At 47.7% G+C, this 14,266-nt stretch carries 11 protein-coding genes; 6 read left to right on the forward strand and 5 right to left on the reverse strand.

The features are described from left to right. Positions 1–332: 332 nt before the first annotated feature. From DXN05_RS23010 to DXN05_RS23025, 4 genes are all read left to right on the forward strand, one after another. Positions 333–2,441 (forward strand): histidine kinase, encoded by a 2,109-nt coding sequence (locus tag DXN05_RS23010; RefSeq protein ID WP_147314060.1) that lies wholly within the window; start codon positions 333–335, stop codon positions 2,439–2,441. A 15-nt stretch (positions 2,442–2,456) separates the two neighbouring features. Beyond that, positions 2,457–3,218, forward strand: coding sequence for a LytR/AlgR family response regulator transcription factor (locus DXN05_RS25215; protein ID WP_116849667.1), 762 nt, complete (start codon positions 2,457–2,459; stop codon positions 3,216–3,218). A 260-nt stretch (positions 3,219–3,478) separates the two neighbouring features. After that, on the forward strand, positions 3,479–3,973 hold the full coding sequence (locus DXN05_RS23020) for a hypothetical protein (protein WP_116849668.1): 495 nt from the start codon (positions 3,479–3,481) through the stop codon (positions 3,971–3,973). 89 nt (positions 3,974–4,062) lie between these two features. Beyond that, positions 4,063–5,124 (forward strand): Gfo/Idh/MocA family oxidoreductase, encoded by a 1,062-nt coding sequence (locus DXN05_RS23025; protein ID WP_116849669.1) that lies wholly within the window; start codon positions 4,063–4,065, stop codon positions 5,122–5,124. A 26-nt stretch (positions 5,125–5,150) separates the two neighbouring features. On the opposite strand, the gene DXN05_RS23030 is transcribed toward DXN05_RS23025, so the two are convergent. From DXN05_RS23030 to DXN05_RS23045, 4 genes are read right to left on the reverse strand one after another with little or no spacing between them, the layout of a single operon-like run. After that, positions 5,151–6,263: a hybrid sensor histidine kinase/response regulator gene (locus DXN05_RS23030; protein WP_116849670.1), complete on the reverse strand. Its 1,113-nt coding sequence runs from the start codon at positions 6,261–6,263 to the stop codon at positions 5,151–5,153. Positions 6,264–6,272: 9 nt separating this feature from the next. Beyond that, complete coding sequence (locus tag DXN05_RS23035; protein WP_116849671.1) at positions 6,273–8,441, reverse strand: sensor histidine kinase; 2,169 nt, start codon at positions 8,439–8,441, stop codon at positions 6,273–6,275. Beyond that, on the reverse strand, positions 8,420–9,124 hold the full coding sequence (locus DXN05_RS23040; protein ID WP_116849672.1) for a hypothetical protein: 705 nt from the start codon (positions 9,122–9,124) through the stop codon (positions 8,420–8,422). The genes DXN05_RS23035 and DXN05_RS23040 overlap by 22 nt, the downstream gene beginning before the upstream one ends. 12 nt (positions 9,125–9,136) lie before the next feature. Next, complete coding sequence (locus DXN05_RS23045; protein ID WP_158559416.1) at positions 9,137–11,410, reverse strand: Rv1355c family protein; 2,274 nt, start codon at positions 11,408–11,410, stop codon at positions 9,137–9,139. A 184-nt stretch (positions 11,411–11,594) separates the two neighbouring features. Between DXN05_RS23045 and DXN05_RS23050 the strand changes: the two genes are divergently transcribed. Both DXN05_RS23050 and trxA read left to right on the forward strand, forming a co-directional pair. Next, complete coding sequence (locus tag DXN05_RS23050) at positions 11,595–12,053, forward strand: response regulator (protein WP_116849674.1); 459 nt, start codon at positions 11,595–11,597, stop codon at positions 12,051–12,053. 451 nt (positions 12,054–12,504) lie between these two features. Beyond that, the gene (gene trxA / locus DXN05_RS23055) at positions 12,505–12,822 is read left to right on the forward strand and encodes a thioredoxin (protein WP_116849675.1); all 318 of its coding nucleotides are present in this window, start codon (positions 12,505–12,507) and stop codon (positions 12,820–12,822) included. Between the two features lie 106 nt (positions 12,823–12,928). Here trxA and DXN05_RS23060 read toward each other — a convergent pair whose 3' ends face one another. Continuing rightward, a complete protein-coding gene (locus DXN05_RS23060) occupies positions 12,929–14,212 on the reverse strand; it encodes a DUF1501 domain-containing protein (protein WP_116849702.1) in 1,284 nt (427 codons plus the stop codon). Positions 14,213–14,266: the final 54 nt, after the last annotated feature.

The raw sequence follows: 14,266 nt of genomic DNA on the forward strand, positions 1-14,266 counted from the left end.
GGTGAGTGATAAAAGCCAGTGAATAGTCAATAGTCAATAGTGAATAAAATGCCCCGCCATCTTCGATCGCGGGGCATTGTTTTACCGTTACCACCTCCCTTTGTGATCTTAGCGGGTTTTGCCTCTGTGTTCTTTGCGGTTAAAATCTCCGCTAAGATAATAATACCCGCTAAGATCACTCACGACTGACGACTCACGACTCACGATTCTCGTCCCCCACTCACTCACCCAAACCCGTCAAACACTCATTCCCTCTTGCCTGCCGTTCATAAAAAAGCGTACTTCCGTGCGCACAATTGTTTGTACATTATAAAGAGAAAAGGAAAGTGCACATGCGGCTATTTTTCATTACCCTGCTCGTTTGCGTTTGCCAGTACGCTACAGCCCGGCAACAGCCTGCTACAAAGGCCGGCACCGATACCCTGATTGCGCAGGCCAGGCGCCAGCTGCTGCAGCACACCGGCGCGGCAATGAAGCAATTACAACAGGCTGCTGCTATTGCGGAAGAGCTGGAATACACCTCGGCCCTGGCAGACGCCCGTTACCTGGAAAGCAAACTGCAAACAGAGATCGGCAATTTTCCGGAAGCAGAAACTGCCGCGCGGGAAGCCTTTGAATTAAACGAACAGCTGGGCCGTCACCGGGAAGTGCTGGATGCATTGAATTGTTTAGCCTTTGCACTGTATGCACAGAGCCGGTTTACAGAAGGCGAAAAAGTATACCGTGCGCTGATATCCACGGCAGCCGCTAACCCTGCTGATATAGAAGGAGCCCGCATTGCAGCCACAGCCACCAGCATGCTGGGCTGTATGTTCCAGGAAATGGGCAACTACGGCAAAGCATTTGAATACTGCAACGAAGGCCTGCAGCGCAGCATACGGGCTAAAGATTCTGTGGGCACAGTATACGCACTGGTGATATTTGGCGAGTTGTACAATACGATAGATGACATTGATGCGGCAATGGATTTTTTCAGGCAGGCAGAAGAACAAAGGCGCAAATACCATGTATCGCAAAAAGCACCGTACCTGTACATGGGCAATGTATACTTCAAACGTGGCATGTACGATTCGGCCGTTGCCTGTTACCAGGAACAGCTGCACCATATAGATACCATGCAGGTAGATTCGCTGCTGAAACTGCGGTATGCCATGTTTCCCAAAACAGATATGGCCCAGATACTGCTTACGCAGGGGCAACATGCACAGGCCATGGAAATGCTGCTTACCGCTTACCAGTTTTTTAAGCACGGGCAAGACAATAACCAGGTGCTCAAAACGCTGCAGCTGCTTGGCCAGGCCAGTCTCGATATTAACCGCCCCCAGGATGCATTGCAATACGGGCGCGAAAGCATAGACCTGGCCATGCGCACCGGTGCAGCACAATACCTGCGCGATGGCAATGCATTGTTATGGCACGCGTATCACAGCACCGGCAATACAGACAGTGCTTACGTGTACCTTACCCGTTACACGGCGCTCAACAACTCGATAGACGTGGAGCAATCGGCCCGCAAGCTGGCTTTTTACAAAGCCTCTATCAAGAACCAGGAAAACGAGGCCCGCATTTGCCAGCTGGAGCAACAGCGCGAAACCAACAACATGCGCATCAACATGCTGCTGGCAGGCATAGGCGCCTTACTGCTGCTGGGTTTTGTGGTATTGCGCAACAACATGCTCAAACGCAGGAACGAACACATACGCCGCGAACAGCTGGAGCAGGAATTGCAGTTGCAGAAAACAGAAAGTGAACGGCAGCAGGCAGCATTTGAAAAACATACGGCAGAACTGAAGATGCGCGCCCTGCATGCACAAATGAATCCGCATTTTATTTTCAACAGTCTTAATTCCATCAACCGCTTTATCCTGAAAAATGAAACGGAAACCGCGGCTGATTACCTCACCAAGTTTTCCAGGCTGATACGGCTGGTATTGCAGAACGGCGATAAAAACCAGATTACACTGGCAGAAGAACTGGAGATGCTGGATATATATCTTAAACTGGAACAGGTACGCTTTGGCGACCGCTTCAGTTACCACATTGAATGCGAAGAAGCATTGAATGCAGATATGCTGTACACACCGCCCATGCTGATACAGCCCTTTGTAGAAAACGCCATCTGGCATGGCCTGCTGCACAAGCCTACCAGGGGTTTGGTAACCATACACCTGTACAGCGAAGGAGATTACCTGTGCTGCCGTATTACCGATGATGGTATCGGCCGCGCAAAAGCAGCAGAGCTCAAAAGCAAATCTGCCAACAACCGCAAATCCTTTGGCATGCGCATTACATCAGAACGGCTGGGCCTGCTGCAACAGCAGCGCAAGGAAAAAGTAACGCTGGAAGTAACTGATCTTGTTGATTCCTATGGTGAAGCCTGTGGCACTGAGATACTCATAAAGCTGCCTGTTGAACAACCATTCCCGATTTTACCTGATTAATACAAATCCATTGTTATGATGAAAGCCCTGATTGTAGACGACGAACCCAATTCATGCGAGGTGCTGCAAACCCTGCTGGAGAAATACCACCCCGGTATTTATATATTACCCAGCTGCAACTCGGCCCACGAAGCACTGATCGCCATCAGGCAGCAAACACCCGATGTGGTTTTTTTGGATGTGGAAATGCCGCACATGAATGGCTTTGAGCTGCTGGAACAGTTGCAGGACGTATCGTTCAACCTCATCTTCACCACCAGTTACGACAAGTATGCCATTAAAGCCATCCGCTTCAGCGCCATGGATTACCTGCTGAAACCGATAGACCGTGAAGAGTTACAGCAGGCCATACAAAAACTGCAACGCACACCTGCAGGCAACAACCTGAACGAACAACTGGGCCTGCTGCTGCAAAAAATGCAGCAACCCGCTGCCAGCATGCGTAAAATAGCCATGCCTACTTTTGAAGGGCTGCAGCTTATTGATATTGCCCACATCATTTACTGTGCCTCTGCCAGCAACTATACCACGCTGTACCTGAAACAGCAGCAAAAGCTCACCGTATCGCGCACGCTCAAGGAAATAGAAGAAATGCTGGATGAATACAGCTTCACACGTGTACACAACAGCTACCTTGTTAACCTCGACGAAATCACCAAATACATCCGCGGCGAAGGCGGCTACCTTGTTATGACCGATAACAGCCACGTCGACGTATCCAAAAGCCGCAAAGACGCCCTGCTGCGCAAACTGCAACCCGGAAGAACCGCTGGTTAATGGTTCAATGGTGTCATTGTTCAATGGCTCCTTGGTGAATATTCCGCTCAAATCCTCCGTGCGCTCCGTGTGTATTCCTCTGTGCACTTTGCGGTAAAAATCTCCGCTTCGGTCATCTCGACTGTCCATTCTCGGCTCTCGATGTTTTCCCACTCACGATTGTCTCCCATCCACTCACCCAAACACCCCAACCACACAACCGCGCTGGACTTGCCCTGCATAGCACAGTAGCTTTATGGCATACAATAAAATCAACAGCCATGAAACAGAACCTCATCATCCTGCTGCTTGCATTATTGCTGGCAGGTGCAGAAAAAGCAAGCGCACAAACCGCCACCATCGTAAGTTCTGTATTACCTGCAGAAGTACGTAAAACCGTAAACATAAAAGCCGTGCGTGATTTCAGAAAACAATCCGGCTCACCTGCAGATGAAAACTGGAGCATTACATCAGACGGCGGATGGGTAGCCAGCTTTGAAGCAAACAATGTAAAACACATGCAGTTTTATACCGCAGGCGGCGTATGGCAATGCCATGAACTGGTATATACCGAAGAACACCTGCCCTATAATGTAGCAGAAGATATTCGCAGAAACTTCGACGAATATAAAATCAACAACATAGCCGAGCTGGAACTGCCCACCGATCATGTGTACTTCATCAATATCCACAACAAAGACAACACCCGGTTTAAAACCATACAGTGGCACAATGGCGACTGGCAGGTAACCAAAGCATTCGAAAATCAGCGCTAACCATCTCACCGCTTCTTCCTACTTTTGTTTGCATTCACAAAGCGGGCTGGCATAAAGTATGCGGTAAGCCTGGTTGAAAAAACAAACAGATGGAAACAGTTATCAAAGTAGGATTAATTGGTTACGGCGTAGCGGCCAAAGTTATGCATGCCCCCTTTCTGGCCACCCTCCCGCAGTTTAAAGTAACAACCGTACTCGAACGCAGCAGGGAAGAATCGAAACAGCTGTTTCCCGATGCGAAGATTGTGCGCGACATTGATGCCATGCTGCAGGAAGACATAGACATGGTGGTAATTACCACACCCAACGATACCCATGTACCCTATACCGCAGCAGCACTGGGCGCCGGGAAACATGTAGTGGTAGAAAAACCATTCACCATTACCAGCGATGATGCACTCGGGTTAATAGCCACCGCACGCAACAGCGGCAAAGTGTTAAGTGTGTACCAGAACAGGCGCTATGTATCGGATTATTTAACCATCAGGGAAATAACAGACCAGCAGCTGCTGGGCGAAATACATACTTACGAGGCGCATTACGACCGTTACCGTCCCGAAGCCAAACCCAATGCATGGCGCGAAGAAAACATACCCGGCAGCGGTGTATTTTTCGATCTGAGCCCGCATATTGTTGACCAGGCCCTTTGTTTGTTTGGTTTACCCAAAGCGCTGTATGCCGATATCCGTTGCCAGCGCCCGCATGCACGGGTAGATGATTTTTTTGAACTGCACCTGGATTATGGTTTTAACAAAGTAATACTTAAAGGTGGGATGCTTGTTCGTGAACCAGGCCCGCGCTACATGATACACGGCCGCGAAGGTTCTTTTATTAAATATGGGGAAGACCCGCAGGAAGCATTACTGAAGCAGGGCGCCATGCCTGTGGGGGACAACTGGGGCCAGGAACCGGAAGAACATTTTGGCTTGCTGCACACGGCAGTGAACGGTGAAGTGATTAAAAAGAAATATCCCTCAAAGAAAGGCCATTACGGAAACTACTATGTGGATTTATACAATACCATTGTGAACGGCGCACCATTACAGGTAAAACCCGAGCAATCGTACAACAATATCCGCATTATTGAGCTGGCGTTTGAAAGCAACCGCCTGAAGCAGCCTGTACCCTGCACAGGCCTGTTTGACATGTAGTGTACAAGCCCTGCCGCATAACGGCATCAGCGTGCATACACCACCGGCGACTTATTGGGTAAAGTAAGCGTAAACGTGGTGCCCACACCAAATACAGAGTGTACGCTGATGTCGCCGCCAATATGCTGCAGGGCTTCTTTTACAATAAACAACCCGATGCCCACACCTGAAATGGAGGTGTTGCTGCTGCTGCGGAAAAACATCTTGAATATACTGTTCAGGTGCTGGTCAAGAATACCAATGCCATTGTCTTCAATACTTACCTTGGCCATTTCGGCGGTGGTATGCACACTCACTTTTACCCTTGGCTGCACTTCCGTGGTTTTCTGGTATTTTACGGCGTTGGAGATAAGGTTATTCATAATAATCGACAACCGGAATGCATCGTTGTAAAACTCATCCTCCTGCGAAACAGACAGCTCGAATTGTATGGCCGGGTTTTGCATGCGGCACATCTCGATGCTCTCGTTCAGCAAAGAAGTAAAATCAATAGGCACAATCTCATCATCAGCCCGCAGGCCTTTATAGTATTCAATAATTTTCTGGATAAATAAATCCATCCGGTCTGCACAGGTACCAATCATCCCCATGTAATTATTGGGGTCTTTTACAGAATCTTCCATTTTTGCGAGGCTTAATATCCCCATAATGGAAGCCAGCGGCGAACGCAGGTCGTGTGAAATGCTGTACACAAAGCGGTTCAGTTCGCTGTTCTTTTTCTCCAGCTCATCAATTTTCTGGTGCAGCTGTCCGCGGGTGATGTACATATCATAGCCGTTCTGGATGGCGTTCTGCAGTTCCACCTCATCCCAGGGCTTTTTTATGTAACGGTATATTTCACCCTTGTTAATCGCGTCTACAATGGCTTCTACATCAGTATAACCGGTAAGCAGTATGCGAATGGGTTCTGGATGCGATTTGCGTACGATATTGAAGAATTCCACACCGGTGGAATAAGGCATGCGCTGGTCGGCAATAACCACATGCACTTCGGGGTGCTCGTTCAGTACCCCCATGCCTTCGGCAGCCGAAGACGCCGTTAAAATATGGTATTTTCTGCGAAAGGTAGCCTGGAAGGATTGCAGGTTATTGGGCTCGTCATCAATGTATAGAACCGTTATTTTTTCAGTGACATTCATGGGCTTGCTTTAGATGATAGATTGCAGATATGGCAGTGTAATAATAAATTCCGCACCTTTTCCCGGTTCAGATACGATATTGATTTTACCATGATGCGATCCGATGATTTTGAAAACAATAGCCATGCCTAAACCTGTTCCCTCCCCTACTTCCTTGGTAGTGAAAAATGGCTCAAATATTTTCTGTTTCACCTCTTCCGTCATCCCGATACCCGAATCCTTGATAGAAATTTCAATGCAGTTGTCTGCAATATCTCTTGTTAAGATACTAATAAACTCATTTTCCATGCTATCTTTTTTTGCATTGATAGCCTGAACCGAGTTATTGAGTATGTTCATGAACACCTGGTTAAGTTTACCGGGATAACATTCAATATTGCCTTCTGCCTCAAATTTTTTAATGATGCTTACCTGGTGCGGTATATTGTTGCGCAGCAATACCAGGGTGCTTTCAATACCATCGTGCACATTCACCAGTTTCAACTCACTTTCATCGAGCCTGCTGAAGGTGCGCAGTCCGCGTACAATTTCTGCTGTACGTTCTGCACCGTCTTCAATGCCTTTAATGAGGTTGGTAATTTCTGCACTCACCAGCCCCATATCAATCTCTGTTTTCAGTGCGTCGATCTTTTTCAGGGCTGCAGGTATGTCGTTGATGTCTTTACTGTGCAGGGCATCGTATTCGCCAATTACTTCAAACAGGTCACGTATGTCCAGCCGCAGGGGCTTGATATTCGATTTTACAAAGTTGATGGGGTTATTGATCTCATGCGCAATACCGGCCGTTAACTGGCCCAGTGAGGCCATTTTCTCTGCTTCCACCAGCTGCATCTGCGCTTCCTTCAAATCCTGTAACGTTTCACTGAGCTGGGCATTGGCCTGCTGTAACGCTTCGGTACGTTCGGTTACCTTACGTTCGAGCACCACGTTCTGTTCCCTTACCAGTTGTTCGTTGAGCTGTGATATGCGCAGCGACATGGCCTGCGATTCTTCTTTTTCCTTTTTATAGGTATTGATTTTATCTGCCAGCGCAAACGACAGCAAAGAAACTTCCAGCCCCGAACCAATCAGTATCGAATTGCTGGTAAAATCGTTAAACGGCAGTATGCCCGCATCTTTCAGGATATAAATTATCACGCCTGCAAGGAAAAAGAACCAGGAGATATTGAAATATACCGCCTCGCGCACGCCCTTGCGCATGATCCATATGCCGCACGACATAATAGACAGCGCTACCACCGTTGCGTTCTGCTGCAAAATTTGCTGCGACAGCATATAATTGCCCGAGAGATTGATAACAATACCTGCCACATACACTGCCATCAGCAGCAGGAAGAAATAGAACACCCGCTTGCTGAACCGTTTCACATGCAGAAACTGTAACACAAACAACAGCGATCCTATGCCAGACAGGGCGATGGATACATTGTGCGCCTGGCTGATAAGCCAGGGACTATCGGGCCAGAAAAACCGGGTGGAAAAACCTTTCAGCGAAGCCTGCGTAATGCCGATGGTTAAAATATACAGCACATAATACAGGTAGTTGCTGTCTTTTACAGAAAGATAGATAAACAGGTTGTACAAAAACATGATCAGGATAATACCGAGGTATATCCCGAAAATATAGAGATCGGCACTGATGCTGTCGTGGATTTTTGATTCGGTGTTCAGCTGGAAAGGCAGGTCAAGTACATCATCGCTTTTAATGCGCAGCAGGTAGGTAACACTATTGCCCTGCGGCACGTACATATCAAATACCGGGTACTGTGTTCTGAATATTTTCAGGCTAACCGGTATGGTAGATCCGCCTGCGCCGGTTTGCCGGTAATGGCCGGTACTGTCTTTTACATACAGCGTAGCTTCTGTAATGGTGCCATTGCGTATGCCGAAAAGAAATTCTTTCTGTGGAGAGGGGTTGGTGACATCTATTTTAATCCAGTAAGCCGAGTTAGACAGGCCATAGTTCACCGCATTGCTCTGCAAAGGTGTAAAGGCGGCATTTTTTACCGCATCTGCATCAAGCTGCGCAGTTTTGTCTTCCAGCACCGACAACCGGCAGGTAAGTCCTGCTTCGTTTGTAATAACAGGGGCCTGTGCCTTTACAATACTATTGCCCCCAAGCACCAGGGCAACAAACAGGTAAATGAGCCGGAGAGTTATTTGTTTTCTGTTTCGCAAGCGTTCTCTAAAAGTTTATATTCAATAATAGCCGTGCCCTTGGGCCCTGTCTCCATACGTACAATACTGGGATTTTTCCTGATCTCAAAAATATGGCTGCGGTCTTCATCGCTGGCATTGTTCATGTCGGCAATATTATCAATAAACATCGCGGTAGCCACCAGGTCTAACTTGGGATAGTTGAAAAAGCCATCCTTTCCCAGGCTTCGTTCAATAACAAAACCTGCATTAAGACACATATTCACGGTAACGGGTGCAGCAAGGGCAAACAACGTTTGTACACCCAGCAAACCGGCCTGGGCTATGGCTGCACGCAGCAGGGAAAAGCTCAGTCCTATACCGGCCACTTCCCTTGCATTCCATAAACCGCATGCCTCTGCCGTGCGTGACGATTTGTACTTGCTCACCACCTCGTAAATACGCTTGTCAACATTGCCCACCGCATCTTCAATGGGCAGGTGGGTATCATCGGCTATCTGCACGCGCACGCCGCCAACTGCATTACCATCGGCATCTTCAGCCAATATAACATAGGTATTGGCATGTTCCATCCAGTAGGCATTATTGGAAGTGATCATGGTAATACCATAAGCCTCTAATACTTTACGATGCCCTAAAATAAACCTGCGGCATGATTCAGGATCGTTCACCGCAGGAAAAGCCCTGAATTTTACCGAAATCATTGATTGTCTCTTCTATTGTATGTAAATATCATCCAGATTAAGCCTGAGGGATTTCACCAGGGGCTCGTCACCGTAAAACAGCCTGAACATGAAAACAGGTTCTGACTGGGTATTGACAAGTTTACGAAAATTTGCCTGTAATGCCGCAAACTGGCGTTGAATATGATCGGCCATGCCTTTGCCATGGTGGTGGTTTAACCGGGCAAAATGAAACAGCGGGGCCAGCATCGGCTGCATGGAAAGCCCGCTGCGGCTGGCGGTAAGCCAAATCCGCTCTACGGCCCTGCCCGCGTTAATAAAATCTTCGCCCGTAAATCCCGGCATGGTTACCACACCCACCGCAGCGGCACTGGTTACCCCCTTGCGCGCCATGGTTTCCATGGCTGAGCCCAGGTTCCATTGATCCAGCAAATCCAATGCCCGGTAATCGCGGGACACCCTTAAACCGATTGCTTCGAGTGCGGTAAGACTTAATGTACGCATATCCAGGCCATCGCGGGTTGCTTCTGCTTCTTCTACTGTGGTGCGCAGTTCACGGGCAAACAAATCGTAATGCCCCTGCGGTATAAACAGGCGCAGCTTTTCTGAGGGGCCGATAATATCGGCCATGGCAGCCACCTGTTCTGTGGTATGCAGCACATGCAGCTGTGCGCCCGGCACCTTGCTTATGGCAGCCTGCATGGCATCAAAAACAGCCGTATCAATTGTTTTGCCCGAACCATTGTTGCGGTTGGTATAACGTGTAGCGATATAATTCACCAGTTCATCAGCCGGTTGCTGCTCCCTGGTAAAATGCACCAGCGCTACCGGGTTCTGCGGCTGGTGCTGCAGCGGGAATAACTGCACGCCTGCTTTCAGGCCTATAGCGCCTGCTTTCAGCGCTATATTTTCAAGCGCAGTGCCCAGCGCCACATACGAGGCCATATTGTCAACATCGGCAAAGGAAGCCGAACGGGATGCTTCATGAAACAGCAGCAGGCTGCCTTTGTTGAAATACCATTTCCATGGCTGGTTATTGCCTGCAGAAGGCGCCAGTGCAGCGGCTTCTACCAGTTGCCTTGCTTCATCACCTGTAACAGGTGTTGCTGTGGCAGGCACGGTTACCTGGGCCGCCAGCTCAGCCATCTGCTGTTGGGTAAGCGGTGTTATGCCCGCATAATCATCCAGCACAGGAGCAGGTTTTACCGGGTCGCTGATCAGCTCATCCAGGTCAAGAAAATAGCGGCCGCTCTGGCGCAGCTGATCCAGCAGCATTCTGCGGCATATGTCGGCTGTAACACCACCGCCAAAAGTAACCGCACTGGCCAGCTGCGGCCAGGTAGAAATGGTTTTGCCTACTTCCACCGCCGATGCCTTCAGGCGAACAGACATGGTTTCGATACCCACAATCGGCAATATAAACGGCAGCTTCTCTTCGTTTGTTTTCAGTTCCTTCACCCTTGAAATATCCAGGTGCTCTACATAACCATGCAGTATAGGGCGGTTGGGCTCCAGGTCAAAACGCTCCATATCAATCGTGCCGCGGTCGCTTGCTTCCATCAGCACCGGTATCTGGTGTTTCTTGGCAGCTATGCGGCAGTTGATTTTGATATCCACGCCGTCACATTCATCAATCAGCACATCCAGCTTGCCATTGCCCAGTAAAAACGTATCCATGTTTTCAGCAGTAATGCCTTCATGAAAACAGGTTACTTTTAAAAACGGATCTATCTCTGCAATCTCTCTTGCCACCATTACCGTTTTCTTTAAACCCATGTTGTGTACACCGCTGCGCAAACGGTTAAGATTGGTAATTTCAAGCTCATCAAAATCAGCAATACGCAACTCACCAAACGTACGCTCCATGGCCAATGTAAGCGATACAGACTGACCAACGGAAAGCCCTATCACACCTACTTTTTTCTTTGCCAGCAACTCGCGTTCTGCCAGTGTAATTTTATAGCGGTTGCGATCTGTACGCAGTTCAATAAACTCTGCTTCATCCAGTATATGCACCAGCCTGCTGCTCCATGGATAATACACCCATACACCATAGGCATCGGCATCCGTATCATTTAAAATATGCTTAATGCCTGCTTCAATTTCAGCTGTTGTTAAGGTGCGTGAAGGTGTGCGTGATTTAACCAGTTCTTTCAGCTGTGAAGCAAGTGTATTGTACACCCTTATATGCGTGTTTTGATGCAACAATTGTTGCAGTGCTGCAGCATCTTTTTCATTGTTTAAACGGTAAAAAACAGGGGTGTGTAAATTGTTCTCTTTCAGCGAGTTTGTTGCACTATTTTTCAAAGTTTCAACAAGGAAAACAGGGGTTAACGGCATATTAAAAAGTTATGGTGTAGCAATATTGACAACAAAAAGCAGAATAGACAAATTTTTAGCTATAATTAATTGCTGGTGTAGCAGCTTTTTAAGAGATTTGTTTAGCAATTACCCCCATTAAAAAAGCAGGTTATTTGCATCGTGTGACAGCATGAAAGAGATTACAGTACTTTATGTAGACGACGAACCCAACAATCTGCTGGCGTTTAAAGCTGCTTTCAGAAGAACATTTACCGTTTTCACAGCAGAATCAGCAGAAGAAGCAATGGGCATACTGGCAAAAGAAAACATTCATATTTTGCTCAGTGATCAGCGGATGCCCCGGATGACCGGCATCGAATTTTTCGAAGCCATACTCAACCAGTACCCCGACCCCATCCGCATCTTAATTACCGGTTATACCGATATCAATGCAGTGATCGACGCCATCAACCGCGGCCAGGTGTATAAGTACCTGACCAAGCCCTGGCAGGAAGATGATATCCGCATTTACATCGAAAAAGCCTACGAAGTTTTCCGCCTCCGCAAAGAAAACATCGAACTTACCGACCAGCTGATAGATGCCAACAGAAAGCTGGAGTTCCTGGCCAGGCAGAATTTATTGTCATAACATCACTGCCCCCATTGCAGGTGTGTAGTTTTACCGCACGCGCTGCATTTCCTATTCAAAACCTACTGTTTTTTACCAGCCAATATAGAGGCGGCACACATGTATACATCGTCGCCGTTATGCCCGCGTGCACATGCCTTTTTTGAAATACCGTCACCACTGCCTCATACACAGGTTATCCATCATTCCTGCTGCTCATTGTCAAATTCTATCGCCTCATAGAAGAAATCTATTAAGGCAGATTTTCCACTTCTCTTTCTATAACAGTTTAATAATCAATCAATTAATCCTTTACACAGTTTTGTCACCCGCTGCCTCACTGTCAGGTTTTTCCCGCTATTCCGTCACAAATCACATAGGTGGAAAAGTCAAAACAGTTGCATTTGAGAATTGGAGCTAAATTTGACCTTCTATCACAGTAACAATTATTAAACAATTTAAATTCTCTGATATGGCTTTAGAACTGACCGATGCGAACTTCCAGACCAGCGTACTGGATAGCGACAAATTAACAGTAGTAGATTTCTGGGCAGAATGGTGCGGACCTTGTCGCGCTATCGGACCCGTTATTGAAGAACTGTCTAAAGAATACGATGGCAAAATCAACGTTGGCAAAGTAAACGTTGACCATAACCCCAACCTCAGCGTTGAGTATGGCATCACTTCTATCCCTGCCATCCTGTTTATCAAAGGTGGCAATGTAGTAGACAAACAAATCGGTGCTGTGCCTAAATCAGTACTCGATAAAAAAATACAGGCTAACCTCTGATAAGGTGGCCGAACTCATTATGATGGGTTGTAAATCAAAAGGTCCCTTCGGGGACCTTTTTACTTTGTACGATTTGCTCTCTTGAATTTTCCCTGCAAAACCACACTTACACAATCGGCAGCAAGGGATGCACACCACCTAACACACGCTGCACATCGGCCGCATCAAGATAAAACCACTGCTGTAATACGGTGGCATATACCGACCTGAAATCGTGCTGCATGTCAATATTGTCGTTCACCGAAGCAGTAGCCGGCAATACAGGACTGTGCCCTGCAACACCTGCTTTTACCTGGTTGCCAAAATAAAACATGGGGGCAGCTGCACCATGATCCGTACCGCCGCTGGCATTGGATTTTATACGACGGCCAAATTCAGAAAACGTCATCCCCATTACACGATCGCCCACTTTTAAATAATCCAGGTCGTCCATAAAAGCAGTAATGGCTTCGGAGAGTTTTGTAAGCAGCTGCGCATGCGAACCTGTTGTAGTATCCATGGTATCGGTTTGTTTTGCGTGCGTATCAAACGAACCCATATTCACCATGTATATTTTTGTTTTGAGGCCGCCGCCGATCATTCTTGCCACAATCTTCAGCTGGTCTGCCAGGCTGTTTTTGCCTGCTGCAGGATATTTGTCGCCCTGCTTCGTCACCTTCATGGCAGCCTGTTTAATTACCGCGGCATACTCATCGGTTTTAAGCGACATGGTTTCCAGGTAATCCATTTGTTCGCCCCACCTGGAGTTCACATCCACATCTGTTTTGCCTTCAATAAGGTTGTAAAAGTTTGCCGGGTTGCTGATGGCAAGTCCCATGCTGAATGCAGGCCCCTGTAAAGCAGTGGTAACCACAGAACCTACCTGGATGGCCAGCGGATCGGGCATGGCAGCGCTGGGATATTGTTGCGGAAACTGCGGGAACACTGTATCAAGATAACGGCCTGCCCAGCCCGTATTCAGCACCTTGTCCGAATCACTGGCCGTCATCCAGATATCTGCTGCGCGGAAATGCGAGAAATTGGGTTTGGGATAACCGACAGATTGCACAATACCCAGTTTACCTGCATTGTACAACTGCTGTAAACCAGACAGCGCCGGGTGTAAACCTGTTTGCTCGGTACCATTCAAACGCAGCACCTTGTTTTGCGGAATGGCAATATTGGTACGTGCTGCCTGGTATGCCGCATACTGATCAAATGGCACCACGGTATTTAACCCATCGTTACCACCATTGAGCTGTATCAGCACCAGCACGCGGTCATCGTTCATATAACGCGACATGGCGTTCATCAGCGGTGTGCCTGCCATAGCTTTTACCTGCATGCCGTTTACCAGGTAAGGGATCACTACACCGGCAGTTGTATTTTTAAGAAAGTCTCTTCTTTTCATGATTGCTTGTTTTACTGGCATCTTGTTGCAGCAAGCTGTAATGCCTGCTGCATA

This window comes from Deminuibacter soli (assembly GCF_003412455.1).
Taxonomy (GTDB): Bacteria; Bacteroidota; Bacteroidia; order Chitinophagales; family Chitinophagaceae; genus Deminuibacter; species Deminuibacter soli.

Bases quoted from the DNA above. Each gene is read 5' to 3' on its own strand.
- DXN05_RS23010 (WP_147314060.1), top strand. From the start codon at position 333: ATGCGGCTATTTTTCATTACCCTGCTCGTTTGCGTTTGCCAGTACGCT.
- DXN05_RS25215 (WP_116849667.1), top strand. From the start codon at position 2,457: ATGATGAAAGCCCTGATTGTAGACGACGAACCCAATTCATGCGAGGTG.
- DXN05_RS23020 (WP_116849668.1), top strand. From the start codon at position 3,479: ATGAAACAGAACCTCATCATCCTGCTGCTTGCATTATTGCTGGCAGGT.
- DXN05_RS23025 (WP_116849669.1), top strand. From the start codon at position 4,063: ATGGAAACAGTTATCAAAGTAGGATTAATTGGTTACGGCGTAGCGGCC.
- DXN05_RS23030 (WP_116849670.1), bottom strand. From the start codon at position 6,263: ATGAATGTCACTGAAAAAATAACGGTTCTATACATTGATGACGAGCCC.
- DXN05_RS23040 (WP_116849672.1), bottom strand. From the start codon at position 9,124: ATGATTTCGGTAAAATTCAGGGCTTTTCCTGCGGTGAACGATCCTGAA.
- DXN05_RS23050 (WP_116849674.1), top strand. From the start codon at position 11,595: ATGAAAGAGATTACAGTACTTTATGTAGACGACGAACCCAACAATCTG.
- trxA (WP_116849675.1), top strand. From the start codon at position 12,505: ATGGCTTTAGAACTGACCGATGCGAACTTCCAGACCAGCGTACTGGAT.
- DXN05_RS23060 (WP_116849702.1), bottom strand. From the start codon at position 14,212: ATGAAAAGAAGAGACTTTCTTAAAAATACAACTGCCGGTGTAGTGATC.